This window comes from Candidatus Trichorickettsia mobilis (assembly GCF_034366785.1).
Taxonomy (GTDB): domain Bacteria; phylum Pseudomonadota; class Alphaproteobacteria; order Rickettsiales; family Rickettsiaceae; genus Trichorickettsia; species Trichorickettsia mobilis_A.
Map to the genome: position 1 here is coordinate 1424998 of NZ_CP112932.1, position 16570 is coordinate 1441567.

At 34.0% G+C, this 16570-nt stretch carries 11 protein-coding genes, 1 tRNA gene and 1 pseudogene; 5 read left to right on the plus strand and 8 right to left on the minus strand.

Annotation, left to right across the window (positions count from 1 at the left end):
* Positions 1-16: 16 nt before the first annotated feature.
* The 4 genes from Trichorick_RS06555 to ftsA form a co-directional block, all read right to left on the minus strand.
* Positions 17-2647, minus strand: a complete 2631-nt coding sequence (locus tag Trichorick_RS06555; protein ID WP_323738196.1) for a tetratricopeptide repeat protein — start codon at positions 2645-2647, stop codon at positions 17-19.
* 359 nt (positions 2648-3006) lie between these two features.
* Entirely contained in the window at positions 3007-4704 is a 1698-nt protein-coding gene (locus Trichorick_RS06560) for a glycosyltransferase family 2 protein (protein WP_323738197.1), read from the minus strand.
* Positions 4689-5591, minus strand: coding sequence for a hypothetical protein (locus Trichorick_RS06565; protein WP_323738198.1), 903 nt, complete (start codon positions 5589-5591; stop codon positions 4689-4691). The genes Trichorick_RS06560 and Trichorick_RS06565 overlap by 16 nt, the downstream gene beginning before the upstream one ends.
* A gap of 389 nt (positions 5592-5980) precedes the next feature.
* Positions 5981-7219, minus strand: a complete 1239-nt coding sequence (ftsA, locus tag Trichorick_RS06570) for a cell division protein FtsA (protein ID WP_323738199.1) — start codon at positions 7217-7219, stop codon at positions 5981-5983.
* Between the two features lie 490 nt (positions 7220-7709).
* Here ftsA and Trichorick_RS06575 point away from each other — a divergent pair.
* The 5 genes and pseudogenes from Trichorick_RS06575 to Trichorick_RS06595 all read left to right on the plus strand — a co-directional run bounded on the left by Trichorick_RS06575 (position 7710) and on the right by Trichorick_RS06595 (position 11077).
* Positions 7710-7799 (plus strand) — tRNA-Ser (locus Trichorick_RS06575).
* Positions 7800-8221: 422 nt separating this feature from the next.
* Positions 8222-9214, plus strand: coding sequence for an alpha/beta fold hydrolase (locus tag Trichorick_RS06580; RefSeq protein WP_323738200.1), 993 nt, complete (start codon positions 8222-8224; stop codon positions 9212-9214).
* Positions 9215-9336: 122 nt separating this feature from the next.
* Positions 9337-9813, plus strand: a pseudogene (locus tag Trichorick_RS06585) (bifunctional transcriptional activator/DNA repair enzyme AdaA); the annotation flags it as partial.
* 30 nt (positions 9814-9843) lie between these two features.
* Positions 9844-10386, plus strand: a complete 543-nt coding sequence (locus Trichorick_RS06590; RefSeq protein ID WP_323738894.1) for a methylated-DNA--[protein]-cysteine S-methyltransferase — start codon at positions 9844-9846, stop codon at positions 10384-10386.
* Positions 10379-11077: a DNA alkylation repair protein gene (locus Trichorick_RS06595; protein WP_323738201.1), complete on the plus strand. Its 699-nt coding sequence runs from the start codon at positions 10379-10381 to the stop codon at positions 11075-11077. The genes Trichorick_RS06590 and Trichorick_RS06595 overlap by 8 nt, the downstream gene beginning before the upstream one ends.
* Here the strand turns inward: Trichorick_RS06595 and Trichorick_RS06600 are convergent.
* From Trichorick_RS06600 to mgtA, 4 genes are all read right to left on the minus strand, one after another.
* Positions 11067-11960 carry a Rossmann-fold NAD(P)-binding domain-containing protein gene (locus tag Trichorick_RS06600; RefSeq protein WP_323738202.1) on the minus strand — a complete coding sequence of 298 codons (894 nt, stop codon included), beginning with the start codon at positions 11958-11960 and terminating at the stop codon, positions 11067-11069. The two genes, Trichorick_RS06595 and Trichorick_RS06600, sit on opposite strands and share 11 nt — an antisense overlap.
* The gene (locus tag Trichorick_RS06605) at positions 11947-13065 is read right to left on the minus strand and encodes an aminotransferase class I/II-fold pyridoxal phosphate-dependent enzyme (protein WP_323738203.1); all 1119 of its coding nucleotides are present in this window, start codon (positions 13063-13065) and stop codon (positions 11947-11949) included. Before Trichorick_RS06605 ends, Trichorick_RS06600 begins: the two co-directional genes overlap by 14 nt.
* Entirely contained in the window at positions 13062-13634 is a 573-nt protein-coding gene (locus Trichorick_RS06610) for a helix-turn-helix transcriptional regulator (protein WP_323738204.1), read from the minus strand. The genes Trichorick_RS06605 and Trichorick_RS06610 overlap by 4 nt, the downstream gene beginning before the upstream one ends.
* Before the next feature lie 292 nt (positions 13635-13926).
* Entirely contained in the window at positions 13927-16434 is a 2508-nt protein-coding gene (gene mgtA, locus Trichorick_RS06615) for a magnesium-translocating P-type ATPase (protein ID WP_323738205.1), read from the minus strand.
* Positions 16435-16570 lie beyond the last annotated feature (136 nt).

The window sequence follows — 16570 nt, forward strand, 5'->3', positions numbered from 1 at the left end:
ACAAATATGTCTTTAATCACATTACCAAACAATTACAAGGGTTTGCTTGTTCTGTTGTGAGATGACGTTGAGCTGAGCTTGATACACTAGGCACGATTAATCTACCATTAACTATGATTTCTGAAAATTGTACATCTAATGATTTAGTTAGATCTAGTTCCTGATAATTCTTATATAAATAACCCAATAGCAGACCAACATCAGCAAAGGCCAGCTGTTTTTCTGGAGTATCGTAAAGATCAGGGGCTGTTCCTACCAAACTACTCAATTTCTTTTGGATCCATAAAATAGCACTATGTGGTTGTGATTTTAAACTCTCACAATTTAATATTTGATCCTTCTTGGCACCGACTACTGCTATTACTGCTTTAGCAATACCGATACTCAAATGCGCATCAGTAGAATAAGTTCTTACCAAACTATTAATTATATTTTGCCGTTGTGATAATATTTCATTTTTATAAGCATGATAAGCATCAGTAATTATTACATCAATCAGCTTGATTGCTCCACCTAACAAAGGAACACTTTCAATTAATTTAGCACCATAATTTGCTGCCTTGGTTGCTAGCGTGCTGACGCTAGTTACCACACTCAATGCAGTACTACCAACTGCTTTTGCTTGCTCGACACGATCACTTCCTGTATCACCTCGAATTAATCCGGTTTCCATATTTCGATAAGCACCAATATAATTTAACAACACCCAATAGGCAGTAGTATAATAACCATATAGCTTTGGCGTTGCTTTAAGTGATCTCAATATTTGATTGACCTCCGCCATTTCTTTAACACCAGCTTCATCTAGTACTTCGTGTATCTTTTTAACCTCAGTCTCTAATTCTATATTTTTAGCCGTTAGTGCCTCAAGCTGGCGCTGCATTTCTAAAAATTTCTCAGTCAATTCGGCAAGACAGTTTACATCTAACGCTTGGTTAGTGCTTGTATCTAATGCATCAACAGCGTCATTAACCGCTAGCGTTTTTTCTTCTTTAAATTGAATAAATTGTTGGGTAATATCATTAATTTTTTCCTGCGCAGCAACATTACTTACGTTAAACGTTCTAAGCTTTTGTAATTTTTGTTCAAATTCGATAGCATTTCCTTGTAACTCTGTTAATTTCTTTAACAACAAATTACGGTCATTATCTAACGTTATATTAATATATTCTAAATTCTCTTGATCCAAGTTATCACCAAACTTACTCTTTTGTACTAAACCATAAGCATAATTAAAATCTTCTAGAGCTTTTGCACTATTACCTAGGCGATTGAAGAGTCTACCACGATTGCAATAATATAGGACATCATCAGGAGCTAGCACAATTGCCTTATCATAACATCGTATTGCCTCATCTATCTCACCTAAAGCAGCAATCGTACTGGCCTTGTTGTTATAATACACTGCCTCATTAGGATCCAGTTCAATTGCCTTCTCATAACATTTCAACACTTCCCTTGTCTTACCTACTAATCTAGACAAAGCAACACCCTTATTATAGTAACATTTAGCGCTAGGTTCTATTCCAAGTTCTATGCTAATTGTAATTGCTTTGTCATAGCATTCTATTGCTTCAGCAAATCTACTTAATGCCGATAAAACATTAGCTTTATTGATATAAGCAGTAACACATTGGTCATCGTCCTCGATCACCTGATCGTAGCATTTTATTGCTGCCTCAGACTCACCCAAAACATTAAGAGCAATACCTTTGTTAATAGCAGCTCCAGGATTATGAGGATTTGACTCTAATACTCGCTCAAAATAACCTACTGCTTCCTTATCTCTGCCAGTTTTAGACAGAGCAATTCCCATAAGATTACAAGTATCAGCATCAGTAGGATCTAACTTAAGTACATTCTCAAAACATACCACTGCTTTATTATACTCACCAAGTTCACACAGAGTGACACCCTTTTTAAAGTGATACATTGGCTTTTCAGGATCACACCTAATTGCTGCGATATAACAACTAAGTGCCTCTTGAAATTTACGCGATTCAAATAAAGCAAAACCTTTATTATGATAAGCTGCTCCATTATCGGGATCAATCTTAAGTGCTTTATTATAAAAAGCAATTGCATAATCAACATTACCTAAATCAAAATAAATGGCGCCTAAATTTATGTAAGCATCAACATAATTACTGTTAAGACTAATCGCATTAGTATAATAACTTACAGCTTCTGTTTTTCTACCTTCTATATAGAACTGATTACCCTTATTAAACCAAAATTTTGGATCTTGTTCATTCTCTTCAATCATCCCACCACGGAGACGTGGTTGGAGATCCAAGCTAAAATCACCGTTACTTAAAATACTAGCTCTAGCATAAGTGGTTGCAGCATTTGTGATATGCTTAAATTCTTCTACATTAGCTACACTTCTTAGTACTGATGGCCAATTTTCTCGCGTAAGATCATGACACATATCCTGACCTCTATCGTATAGATATGCGGCAACAGCATTTGACGGCGAATAAGTAAGTACTACCTGCTGTTGTTCGTTTATAGGCAAGATTCGCGTAATATCATGTGGCAATGATGTTTTGACTGAAAGCGATGAAAGCGATGGTTGTTGTTTTAGCTGCTGTTTAGAAAAATTGTTATTATGATTTTTATGATCAATTAAATTTAACTTACTCATAAATACCTCATCTCCATAATTTAATAACAAAATCAGCTATTCTCTAACAAAGATAATATTTTTACCTTAGAGTATGCCATTTGCTAAACCTAATATACCATAAGTTGTATTTTCAACAACTAAATTATATTAAAATATGAATTATAAATTGTATCTCATACATTAATAACATTTGTGCCAAAATATCAAATGTCATCTAGTACTCATCATAATATAATAGTGAAAATACTCAGGTTTCTGACGAAAGTAGAAATGACATCGAGAGAATTAAAAAAAATCGTGAATTAACTGTTCACAGAGACTAATGCGTATGGTTCATTGAACACTCTCAGAATATTTTATTACAAAGATTAGTTAATTCAAGAATCTTGATCAACATTTATAAGTAATTTGTCATTATCCTGAGTGCTGATGCCATGCTGAGTTTTATTCCAGGCAAAGGGTTTTCTAATAATTTCCCACATCGCTTTATAGCTAGCCACGCTGTGCAAGATAAAATACAATGGCCAAAATATTAGTCCTAAATAATCAAGCAAATGAAATCTTTTTTTGTTTTCAGATTTATTATTGGCATATAGTGCATATAAAGCAGCGCTATAGCTATACACCAAAGCAAAAAAACTATTGATTAACCATAAATAATCAATAGTTGGGTTGCTATTAATGATTACTATAATGATCAGCCAGGGGAAACAATAAAAGCTGTAAGTAGAAAGTCCAATAAAAATATAAGTTACAATTATTTGCAAGTAAGTAAAGGTAGTTCGTTTAGGTTTATAAGCAACAAAAATAGCGAATGTTTGAATGAATCCTTTGATCCAACGTGATCTTTGATTAATCCAGTTATCAATTGTAATTGGGGCTTCTTCAAAAGTATAGGAATCAATTATATGAGTTTTATAGCCATGTGCATATAACCTAATACCAAGCTCTGCATCCTCAGTGACATTATATGCATCCCAATATCCAATTATGCGCAAGATATCTGCTTTAAAGTGATTGCTAGTTCCACCTAAAGGTACCGGAAAATTGTATAAGCTTAAGCCTTTAAGCAAATATTCAAACCAAATAGTATATTCTATACTGAAAAATTTAGTTAATAGGTTTTCATGAGCATTATAAAAACTTAGTTTTGCTTGGATACAAGCAAATTCTTTAGGTAATTGTTGAAATGCGTTTACTACTTTTAGCAGTTGATCTGGTTCGGGCTGGTCTTCAGCATCATAAATTGTAACATATTCTCCTCTAGCATAGGTAATAGCATAATTAAGAGCTTTTGGTTTAGTGCGGGGGATCGAGTATGGTACGATCAGTACCTGGATATAAAACGGCAAATTGTAATTAGCTAAGAGGTTTACTAATAAATAATCATCTGCTTCAATAATTATTTTTATATCTAGTAGATGCTTGGGATAATTTAAAGAGACAAGGGAGTTGATTATCGATTCAAGTTTTGCTGCTTCTTGATATAACGGCACTAAAATTGTATATGTTGGCAATTTGATCCTGCTGGCTCTATCATTTTGAGATAGTGGAATTAAAAGATCGCAATTGTTAATTATTGATTGTTTAAACAAAAATATCTTCAACATATTTTGAGTAAAATAACAAAGATTATTCAATAAATGAAAGATAGTAGTAGATTCAAATAAACATGAGAAAAACAATATGTTAAAGCCTATAGTTATCTTTAAAAAATTAATATTTTTTGTAGTTGGAGTAAAAGTAATAAAATCTAGCCAATATTTAGCTTTAACGGTATTTAAATGGCTAAAATTTTGCTCTAGAATTAAATGGAAATCATGTTTTTTAATTAATGTAATTTTTAATGTAGAATTCAGTAAATTAGGTAAGATATTACAATTATTTACAGCAATAAACTGTTGACCATTATGATCAATATAAACAAAAAAGCCTTGATTAACATACTTAGCAATATTTTGATAATTTATAACTTTAATGGAGGTATTGGCATCAATGATCTTAATACCATGCTTTTGAGATACTATATTTATAGTTAATTCATTATCTAAGTTATTGATTATATTTCTGTCCATATTGAAAATACTGTGCCAGATATTTTATAGTTCTTATAATTTAAACTACGGTTCCAAAAATATCCAAAACTTATAGTAAAATTATTTTGCCTTACAGTATCAAAATTAATTTCTTTTGCAATTGAAAGTTGTTCATAAATAGTGTCATTATAGGTAGAACCATAATTATTTCGAAGATAATATTTAGAAAAATTGGTTAGCATAAGGCCATATGGTAATTTAATACTCTCAGAGACTGTAAAACTATAATAACGTTTTTTATGGGCGTTTGAACTTATTCCATGACCAAGTGCAATTGCACTATCCACAATCAATGTAAACTTACCTCTAGTAGAGGTGGTGCCGGTTAGAAGTGCAGTTTCATAAAATAACTCCTGAAACGTTGTTGATTCTTTATGAATACAAATTTGAGGTTGTATTGAAAAAATATAAGAATTACGTTCTAACAGCTTGAATTTAGCGAATATATCTGCTGAATTTGCATAGGAAGCTATATATTTTGTGGATCCTGAATCAAATTTATTGTCTTTGTGTAGCGCTTTGATACCAAAGCTTATCTTATTGTTTAATAAGCCATATTCTACCGATGAGCTGTACATTTGTTCGTCATTATACGAGGTAAGTAGAGCTGCTGCTTTACTCAAATAATCGATATCTTTTTGTATTTCTAAGTATTGAATTGAATTAGGAGAAAGTTTGTTCTTGTATCGATATTCTGTCAGTGAATAAATAATTTCTTGGATCTCTCTGAATGTTTTTGCTCTACTTTTTTTATTTTTTATAGATCGTTGATCTATGGTATGCACAGCAGCATGATATTTATAGTTGCCAGCTTGTGGTAACCAGGCTGAGGCTTTCGTTGTGTTATGATTAGCAATAGTGAACATGATTATTGCTAGATAGATATTTCGAAGCATAAAGAAATTGGTATACTCTGCAAAATGAGTTAGGCTTTGTGAACAAAATTTTATGGAGATTATTTATAATGGTTTTTAGTTGAAAAATAATAAAGATTTTGCAGGAATAGCTTATCTATTTCAAAAAATCTTTGTTATTTTGCAGACAAAAAATACATAAATAAGCCCATTAAAACTTTGTACGCAATACCTAGGTATTGCGTAGATAGATATAGTTTGAGCTTGTCAGATCAGTAGATCGAAGAGGTAATTTTGTCGTCAAAATTTGTTTTCGTTCCTAATATACCAAGAATATACTACGGTACTTTACTTTGTTTTTTCTAAAAATTCCTCTCTATATATACTGATCTGACAGGCTCTTAGAGATTGGCCTTAAGCCATATTAAGGTTTTTTTAAACCAGCTACTATTTTCGTTAATATTATGAAGATTCAAAGAATTTTTTTGTTGCCGATGAGCGTGATCAGTAACCATACCAATAGCAGTTGCATACATTTCGAGGTTAGAGGTTTCGATTTCAGCTAAACCATTAGGTTTACTGATACGTACCGGTCTTTCAAAAACAGTACTTGCAAGCTCTCTAATTGATTTAAGTGCAGCACCGCCTCCGGCCAATACTATCCGTCGTGCAATTAAATAATCAACAGCTGCTTGATCACATTGCTGCTTAACCATAGATAAAATTTCTTCTATTCTTGGATTAATTACAGCAGTTAACTGACTTACGCTAATAACCATATTAGGATTATATTGATTATCAGGTTCAAACTCTTCGATGCGTAAAGGTATATCTGGTTCAAAAGGTGAGAGTAGGGCGCTACCATATAGTATTTTTAGCTTTTCTGCGGTATTTATATTAACGGAGAATACTTTCGCTATATCATTGGTTATGTGCCAACTTCCTATAGTGATATAATTAGAATATATTAATTTATTAGCCAGAAAAATTCCAACGGCAGTAGTTTTTGCACCTATATCGATAATGATAGCTCCAAGATTTTTTTCATCATTTGATAAGCAGGCAATGCCAGTGGCATATATTGATAAGATAATATTACTTACTTCAATATGACATTTAGCCAAGCAATTGGTCAGGTTAATTAATACGTTTGAGCTAGCAGTAATGATATGTAATCTACAACTTAATTCTTTACCAAACATTCCAATCGGATTTTCAACAATATGATGATCATCGATTAAAAATTCTACTGGAAAATAATGGATAATTTCCTGATCTTTAACTTTAAATTCTACTAACATTTTTTGTAATAGTTTTTTAATGTCCTGTATGGTTATCTGCGATCCAGAGAGTTTAATTTTATGATTTGTATAATGCGATTTGGTGCCAGCTCCTGATAATGAGATTGATATTCGTTTAATATTTTTGTTACAGTCTTTTTCGATAGCATAAATAGCATTAATAATACTAGATTCAGCGGCTTGTAGGTCAGTAATAACACCTGATTTAATACCAACGGCATGATGTAAATTATGACTTAATATTTTAATTTCACTTTTTTTATCAATATGTGCCGCTATGGCTGCAATTTTACTGCTGCCAAGGTCAAGTGCCACAAAATTCAATAATTTAGCTTTCATATTTAATATTGTTCTGGATAAATATTAGATCAGCTTGTAGAAGTATGTATTGTTAGGTATTTAATATAGATTAACTATGCTTAACATTCAAGAAGCTTCTATCAAAATAAAGATCATAAGTAGAATATTTCTAAATAATAAGCTAAAAAAGGACTCAGTTAACTTTGTGTTTTAACTAATTTTAAAAATTTAATCGCTATTAATATTGAGATATAGCTTAAATCAATAAGGTAGTAACTTTTTTGCTGTTATTTGTGAGTTCACGGTTTTTGAAAATACTTTCTAATATCGTCCCTGCAATATGTCATACCTACAATATATGTTTCAGTATTGTATTAGGTTCACAACTCAGTTCCAGAACAACACTTACAAACAACAGCAAAAAAAGTTACTACCTTATCGATTCAAACTATAAGTGCTGGTAAAGATAAATTTATAATGAAACCATTTTCACTTGCAACATTTTGCAGAATCTGGTATGTATCCTCTTGGATAGGTGTCCGAGTGGTTTAAGGAACTAGTCTTGAAAACTGGCGTGCGGGCAACCGTACCGTGGGTTCGAATCCCACCCTATCCGCCAGCTTTCTTAAAGAGAACTTTTCTCACGTCTTTTTTTAGCATCAGCAGGCCTCAAAACCTCAGTATCCATGAGCTTTCCAGCGTTTTAGTGTTGCATTAGACCCGTACCTTACTTTCTCCAATTTCATCATTTTACCCTCTCTATCTCCGATACATGCGAACACTCCCGATGAAGGTACGCATGTCCTCAAACCCTCTATTTACCTGAGTTTTAAAGGTTGATCCTTTTTGCGGCCTTCATTTTTAGAGAATAAAAGCCGAAGTAGCGATGGGGATTCGAAACGGAGAAAATGAGGTAGATCAAAGGATGGAAAGCAGTTTCCACTATCCTTCCAACAAGAAATATGTTATGTTTACATATGTTATGCGCCTCTCTTTTTTATTGTGGGGTTTAGCAATCAGAAATTCTTATAGAGGTTGTAAATGGGCATCATTCGTAAATTACATGTTTTAGTCGCTTGTACGCTGCTTTTATTCGCAGTTACCGGATGCCACAACATTAAAGATAACAATGCTATCAGTAGCCATCAGCAGGTATCTCCATTAAAATCAGGATACATCTCTGTTGAGAGCGGTAAATTATTTTATCAAAGATTTGGAAAGGGAGATCCAACAATAGTAGTGCACGGTGGCCCTGGCTTGGATCAAAGTTATCTGTTGCCTCAAATGTTAGAGCTCGCTAAAGATCATGAAGTGATTTTTTATGATCAAAGAGGTTCTGGGCGTTCTTTAGAAACTAGTATCGACCCTAAATATATAAGCAGCGACCAATTTGCCAAAGATTTAGAAACACTAAGATTAGAATTAGGTTTAAAAAATGTAGCTATTATTGGCCATTCATGGGGCGGTTTTCTATCCATGAATTATGCTATTAAGTACCCAGATAATGTTTCATCTTTGATACTAGTTAGCTCGGCTCCGGCTAATTATGAAGACCAAAAAGCTTTTGCTGATGAGTTTAATAAAAGAACGCAAGGCATAAAACATAAGATTGATCCGCTCTTCAATGACAAAACTCTGAGCGCACTTAACAGGAAACAAATCAACCAGGCATATCGTGATTTATTTTCTGTATACTTTAAAGAAGCTTCAAACGTCCATAAATTAACATTAGATATGAGCAAAGAATCTGCAATTGGTGGATTTAATGTATTATCACTTATGTTAAAGACAACGTATTTTACTCCTGATTCTAATCTAGTACCAGCCTTAGGTAAGCTTAATGTGCCAACTTTTTTAATTATACACGGCAATCAAGACATTATTCCTGTTGGTAGTGCGCTAACTATACAAAAAGCTATCCCAGGCTCTAAAGTTGTGTATCTAAACGATTGTGGGCACTTTCCTTACATAGAAAAGCCAAATGAGTTCTTCTCATCTATTAGGTCCTTTTTGTCTGAGGTGGGGAAGCAATAAATTTTTCATATAAAAAATCAATGCCTGAATTTCGGTCGCACGATTTTCTGGAATCGTTATAGTAATCCTATAGTGATAAGTGATTACACTTCTAGCTCAAGCGACATTAATGTAGGATATAAATGATAACAGACGCTCAAAAACAAGAATTCTATCAAGCACTTCTTGATAAGAACGCACACTATGAGGGTGTATTTTTTGTAGGAGTTCAAACAACAGGTGTATTTTGTCGTCCAACATGCCCTGCACGCAAACCAAAATTTGAGAATTGTGAATTCTATAAAACAGCACAAGAAGCATTGATAGCATCGTTTAGGCCATGTATGCGCTGCCGCCCACTATCTCATCCAGGTCAAGTATCAGATTTAGTTCGTACCCTCGTTGATGCCGTTGAAGCTGATCCATCAAGGCGCTGGAAAGATCGTGATTTTGAAGAGTTGTCAGTAGATGCATCAACGGCGCGTCGTCAATTCAAGAAAAGGTTTGGAATGACGTTTGTTGAATACGCGAGATCAAGACGGATGGGTCTTGCGATGAAACAAATACGCGCAGGAGATGCTGTAATTGACGCTCAACTGAATACAGGGTATGAATCCAGCAGCGGGTTTCGAGATGCTTTTTCTAAAATTATGGGAGCTGCACCTACAAAATTTACCCAACACAATAAAATACTCAAGGCATCTTGGCTTGATACAAAGCTTGGCCCTATGATTGCAATTGCAGATGATGCCGGTCTTTACCTTTTAGAATTTATCGACCGGCGCGGTTTAGAGCGTGAGGTTGAAAGGCTTAGACTCAAAACAAAAGTAGCTATTATCCCGGGCGTTACTGACCCAATCAACTCCATTAGACTTGAACTGGAGTTTTATTTCGATGGAAAGCTTAAAGTATTCAAAACACCGCTAAATCTTCTGGGTAGCTCCTTTCAAAGGAGCGTTTGGGAGGAACTCATGCGCATTCCTTATGGAAACACACGAAGTTATATGGCGCAAGCAGCATCTATTGGCAAAAATAGAGCTTATCGCGCTGTTGCAAATGCTAATGGTGCCAATCAACTGGCGATTATCATACCATGTCACCGCATCATCAATAGCAATGGTGATCTTGGCGGATACGGAGGTGGTATCACACGCAAAAAATGGTTGCTTGAGCATGAGGCAAGCCATGTCTAATGCAATACAAAATTTGAAGAAAACGTTACACGCCTCTATTGATTCAACTCCAGAAAAAGTATCAATTTACTTTAAAACAAGCCCAAGAAGTTATGCTGAGCACGATAGCTTTATAGGCGTGACGGTACCTACTTTACGAAAAATTGCAAAAAGTTTTTTATATGTAACCCTGGAAGATTTAGGTCTTTTGATACAATCAAAAATCAATGAAGAAAGATTATTAGCGCTTATTATTTTAGCTGCGCAATACAAGTCTGGAGCCCTAGCCCAAAAAGAAGAAATCTATCAATTTTATGGAACCAATATACGCCATATCAATAATTGGAATTTGGTGGATAGTTCTGCGCATCTTATTATAGGGGCGCATCTTTTTGAGCGAGATCGTGATGTCCTTGAAGAATTAGCAGCGTCTCAAAACTTATGGGAGCGCAGAATAGCAATTGTCTCAACCTGGTATTTTATCCGTCAATCTGATTTAGAATGGACGTTTAAGATAGCCAAATTATTACAAAATGATTCACACGATTTGATCCATAAAGCTGTGGGCTGGATGCTCCGCGAAGCAGGCAAAAAAGATGAGGCTCGATTAATCTCGTTTCTTTGTGATCACGCAAAACAAATGCCTAAAACCATGCTAAGGTACGCTATGGAAAGGCTATCTAAAGAGCAGAAAGAAGAAATCAAAGCCTAGACAATACGAATTCTGCCATAGCTACGTCCTGTGCCCCAATACCGGAAAAATCTGCAATTATTATTTTGGCATTTTCAGCAATACCTGATTTTAGTACTGCGCCTAGCTCCATCAGCGCATCTTTAGGAACAATACCTGCTTTTAATGCCCTGGAAACATCACCAAATTTTGCCGCTTGCATTTTGCTATCAACAATCACTATATCAGCTTCAGAGAAAAGCTGTAGCGATATCTCACTTTTATGTTCATCATCGCTACCAAGCCCAATAATCGCTTTATTTTTGCTTTCTGGAATAGTGTGAATGATAAGCTCGAGAGAGGCGGTAGTCGTAAAAACTACATCGCATTTTGCTATTAAATCTTCTGCACTGTTGCATGCAAACTCACCAATAGCTAAAGCTTTAGCTTTATTGCGTGCATAGAGCATAACGTTGACTTGAGAGTATTTTATTATTAACAATTCATATAACTGTTTGGCCAGATTACCGCCACCAATAATTCCAATATTTTGAGCCTTCCACGGAATTAGATCGAGTATAATAATCCCTGCAATTGCCGTTCTGAGAGTTGTTAAATAACCTTTATCTTGCAGTATAGCCTTCAGCTCACAACTGGCTACATAAAAGATGAGCATCGTCCCATTATTACCGAATTTACTACTGCCAGCTATTTTGATCGCAAAATTTGAACTGCCTTGCCTATAACCACCTTTAATATGACAATCACTTTCTTCTTGCAGAAAAATAAACTGCATAGGCAAAGGCACATCATACAAACCGGCAGAATAATCCATAAAAGCAGTTTTTTGAGAATTGATTAGTTCTTCAAGATCGCGCGCTATGCTGATGCTGTTTTGGATCTGATCAAGGTTAAATATTTTCATGATGCAAAAATTCTTTTAACTGATCAAGACATTCCAGCATGTTTTTCCTACCAAATCCTATACGGAAATGGTTACTCTGATAATCATATATAGATGCAGGCATTAGAAGCACGTTTTGCTTATTTACTAATCGTTCACAGAAAGATTCAATAGAATCTTTGCTTTTATATTTCACAAAGCCAATACATCCTCCTTGTGGGCGAACCCATTCAAAAAGATTGCTGTATTCTAAGAAAAATTGGTCGAGAAGTTTGAGGTTATCAGCAACAATTCTGTTATTACGCTCTAAAATTGTTTTTTTAGATTTAAGTGAAATCAGGCTCAAAATTTCAGCAGGCGCACTATTACAGATAGAAGTATAGTGCTTCATTTGTTCTATTTTTTTGAGTATCGCTTTATCTTGGGATGCAATCCAACCAATCCTGAGGCCTGCCATACCAAATGCCTTACTCATAACACCAAGAGATAAAGCTTTATCATAGATGCATGCAGCAGGAGATGCCAATGGATTATTTGGAGCACCAAGCAGCCTATAAACCTCATCGGAAAATAGCCAAATACCTTTAGCTTGGCATATATCTATAAGCCTTTTTAGCTCTTCCTCTTCTATCACTTGGCCAGTAGGATTATGCGGAAAATTAATGATAATACACTTTGTATTTGGTTTTATTGCATCGTAGGTAGCGTGTAAGTCAATTCGCCAAGCATTTTCTTCTTTCAGCTGTATTGCTGTAATATTGACACCCTTGGATTTGGGGATTTCAAGTAATGACTGATAGCAAGGTGTTAAAACAATAACGTGATCGCCTTCTTCAATTATAGCATTTAGAGCGCAAAATATACCTTCTTCAGCACCTGCAAACATCAATATATTTTCCGCGTTAAACTCATTATATAATTCCTGCGCTACAGTTTCGCGTAAGACTGGAAGGCCAGGAGCCTCAGTATAGCCAAGACGTAGATGATTCCATAGATCCCGCTCTTGCGCATCTGCCATAGCTATAATCTCGGACATTGCAAAACTCTCTGCATCAGAACAACACAGCAGATACTTCGCTGAAAACTCATAACGAGCCAGGTACTCCTCTAATTTAAAAACATTCATTTATTCCTCCATTCTTTTAAATATTTAAATATGGTAGCTCTGCCTAACCCTAGGACTTTTGCTACATAATCTGCTGCATTTTTCTCACTAAATGCACCAAGCTCAAATAAATGCTTTACAAGAGCCTTCTTGTCATTTTGGGACAAGTGATCAAATGAAAGGTTATTATTTTGTAGAAAGCCATGAATACTGATGTGCAATTTTTCCTGCCAGTCATTAGCAAAAAGAGACTGAGGTTGATTGCACATCTGTAGTAATGCGCTACTTAAATCCTGCATCTTGTTAAATATTGAAACATCGCAATTGATGCAAAGCATCCATTTTTCTTCAAGTAACACTGAAATAGATTTGATAAGCCGTCCATCAAAATTAACCTTAGGATAGACTATTTGATCTATATGCTTTAGCTCATCTGCATCTAGCAAACTTGCATCACCTACTTTGCGCTTAGAAAGCTTGCCATTAATATAAGTAATACTGTTTTGATTGATATCATGGATGACGACTTCAATCAAAGGATCCATAAGCCGCACAATAGCATCACATAATGGAATGTAACTAGATAACATTGTCTATACCTCATAGTCTATATAATGAAGTATTATACACTATTTAGTACGGGTTATCAAGAGAGGTAAGACTAAAAAGTCTATATAAAAACTGTGAGGAACTTACTTACTATGGTGGTTCCTTTTGTCTAGACAAAAGGAACCACCATACAATCTCTATGAATCATACAAAACGTAGACACTCTACTATCGCTTACAACATACCTGTATTATTTGAACAAAATTTATTGTCAATCGCATAATTCAGTGTCCGGAAAATTAGTGCAAGATCACAATCAGTTGGTAGCTAAAATTAAAACAAGGGATGTTTTCTTAGAAATTTTATTTTTATTATTTGAACAATAAAAAGGTACGTACTCACCACTCCTACAATAAATGATAATAAATAGTTATTTATAGTTACAAAACCAAGGTACTTAGCAAATGGAGCGCAAGTTAAAATAAAAGCCAGAATAATTACTAGTATTGCAACTAGAATTAAAGCCAATGAAGGTTTAGAACTAAGTAAATCATTTTTTGTTCTTAGTATAAATATTACTAATATTTGAGAAACAATAGATTGTAAGAACCAAATAGTTCTAAAAAGTTCTGGTTCAACCTTGAATACATAAAACAAAACATAGAAAGTAATTAAGTCAAAAATTGAGCTTAGAGAACCAAAAATCAACATAAATTTATATATTGGTTTTATTTTAAGCTGATGTGGTTTTTTTAGATAATCTTCTTCAACGTTATCAAAAGGGAGAGGAATTTCCGAGATGTCGTATAAAAGGTTATTAATAAGAAGCTGTAGTGGTAGCATAGGTAGAAATGGAAGGAATGGGGCAGCTAAAGCCATGCTAATCATATTACCAAAATTTGAACTGGTAACCATCATTATATATTTCATAATATTAGCAAACGTTTTTCTACCAATAATCACTGCTTTGTATATTCCATTAAGGTTATCATCAAGCATTATTATATCTGCAGATTCTTTAGCTATGTCTACTGCTCCTGCTACCGCTATGCCTACATCTGCTATATGCAGTGAAGGAGCATCGTTGATACCGTCTCCCAAATAACCAACTACATTCCCACGTTCCTTAAGTGAGAGAATAATCCGGCTTTTTTGCGTTGGCGATATCATATAAAATAAATTAACATATTCTATTTTGGCACTAAGTGTAGCGTCATCCAAGGCTTGAATTTCAGCGCCGCTTAACGACAAATCAATTTTAAGATCAAGCTTGTCGCATACATCTCTTGCCACTAGCTCACTATCACCAGTTATAACTTTTATCTGAATGCCATTTTCACGCAACAAACCTAAAGCTGGTTTAGCAGTGGATTTTGGTGAATCAACAAAAGTTATTAGCCCTGCAAAAATAAGCTCATTTTCATCTGCTATAGTGTATTCATTTTTTAAGTTATCTATTATTTTATATGCTATTGCTAAAGTCCTATAACCTCGTCTGAAATAATCTCTATAACTATTTTGCAATTGCTGTTTAGCTTTTTGATCTATAACTCTTACCTCATCTGATACCTTATAATAATTACAGCTAGTAATTACGGTTTCCGGGCTACCTTTCGTAACAAGCATTCTTTCTTTATTATTTTCTACTATAACTGATAATTTTCTTCTTTCAAAATCAAATGGCAGTTCATCAATTTTCTGGTAATGACTTACATCGAATGTTTTATGTGATATTATAGATTTATCCAATGAATTATGACCTTGTTGAAAGTAGCTATTTAAATAGGCAAACTTCATAACCTCTTCATTACTCACTCCATCAAATGTAACATATTCTTTTAATTTAACTGCTCCTTCAGTTAAAGTACCGGTTTTATCAGTACATAATATATTCATACTTCCTATATTTTGCATGGCTATTAATTTCTTAACTATCATTTGCTCTTTAGCCATATTTCTTACTCCTACAGCCATGGTAACAGTTGAAATCATTGGTAATAATTCAGGAGTAAGGCCAACAGCCAAGGCAATAGCAAAGATAAATGATTCCAGGAGTGTTTTATGAAGAATGAAGTTAACCAATAATACTAATAGAGTACACAAAGTACTAATACGCATTAAAAACAGCCCTAAATCTTTTATCCCAATCTCAAATGCTGTAGTATGAGTCCTAGAAGCAACGGTCCGGGCTATTTTTCCAAATTCTGTATCAAGTCCTATACGACATACTATTGCCTTGGCTGTACCTGATATAGCAACACTACTCATAAATAACATATCAGCAAAATTTATAGTATTGTTATTATAATTAAGGTCTAAATCATATGCTTCTCCTGTAAAAGTAGATTTATTTACCGATAAATTCTTTGACTCAATTACTCTACAATCCGCAGGTATGATATCTCCTGCAGCCAATAAAATAATATCTCCTGGCACCAATTGATCAGCATAAATTTCTTGCTTTTCATTGTCTCTGATTACTGTACACTTTAAAGCAACAAGTTTTTTTAAGGATTCAATAGTATTAAAAGCTTTGTATTCCTGATAAAAATCAAGAGTTACACTTACAAGTGTAATTAAGGAAATAACAATAAAACTAGGAGTGTCTTTTAAATATAGAGAGATAACTCCAACTACTAATAATAGTAGTATTAATGGATTCTTAAAACGCGATAAAAACTGAATAATCAATGTATATTTTTTGGAGCTTTTAATTATATTAGAACCAAATCTCTGAACTAGCTCTTTGGCTTCATTGGTACTTAACCCATTATAATTATTAGTATTAATACATTGCTTTAACTCGTCCATAGATATTTCCAACCAAGAAATATCAATCATATAATCTTATCTCCCATATTATACTTCTAATCTTATTTGATTTAAGTTTAGCTTCAATTAATAATAACAAACTTTTGTAATTCACCAGGGTAAGTGTAGTGGTTTGTTTTCGAAATGATATTGGATTACTTCGATT

Excerpts from the sequence above, each read along its gene's own strand:
- Trichorick_RS06555 (WP_323738196.1), bottom strand. The coding sequence starts at position 2,647 with ATGAGTAAGTTAAATTTAATTGATCATAAAAATCATAATAACAATTTT.
- Trichorick_RS06560 (WP_323738197.1), bottom strand. The coding sequence starts at position 4,704 with ATGGACAGAAATATAATCAATAACTTAGATAATGAATTAACTATAAAT.
- Trichorick_RS06565 (WP_323738198.1), bottom strand. The coding sequence starts at position 5,591 with ATGTTCACTATTGCTAATCATAACACAACGAAAGCCTCAGCCTGGTTA.
- ftsA (WP_323738199.1), bottom strand. The coding sequence starts at position 7,219 with ATGAAAGCTAAATTATTGAATTTTGTGGCACTTGACCTTGGCAGCAGT.
- Trichorick_RS06580 (WP_323738200.1), top strand. The coding sequence starts at position 8,222 with ATGGGCATCATTCGTAAATTACATGTTTTAGTCGCTTGTACGCTGCTT.
- Trichorick_RS06590 (WP_323738894.1), top strand. The coding sequence starts at position 9,844 with ATGGGAGCTGCACCTACAAAATTTACCCAACACAATAAAATACTCAAG.
- Trichorick_RS06595 (WP_323738201.1), top strand. The coding sequence starts at position 10,379 with ATGTCTAATGCAATACAAAATTTGAAGAAAACGTTACACGCCTCTATT.
- Trichorick_RS06600 (WP_323738202.1), bottom strand. The coding sequence starts at position 11,960 with ATGAAAATATTTAACCTTGATCAGATCCAAAACAGCATCAGCATAGCG.
- Trichorick_RS06605 (WP_323738203.1), bottom strand. The coding sequence starts at position 13,065 with ATGAATGTTTTTAAATTAGAGGAGTACCTGGCTCGTTATGAGTTTTCA.
- Trichorick_RS06610 (WP_323738204.1), bottom strand. The coding sequence starts at position 13,634 with ATGTTATCTAGTTACATTCCATTATGTGATGCTATTGTGCGGCTTATG.
- mgtA (WP_323738205.1), bottom strand. The coding sequence starts at position 16,434 with ATGATTGATATTTCTTGGTTGGAAATATCTATGGACGAGTTAAAGCAA.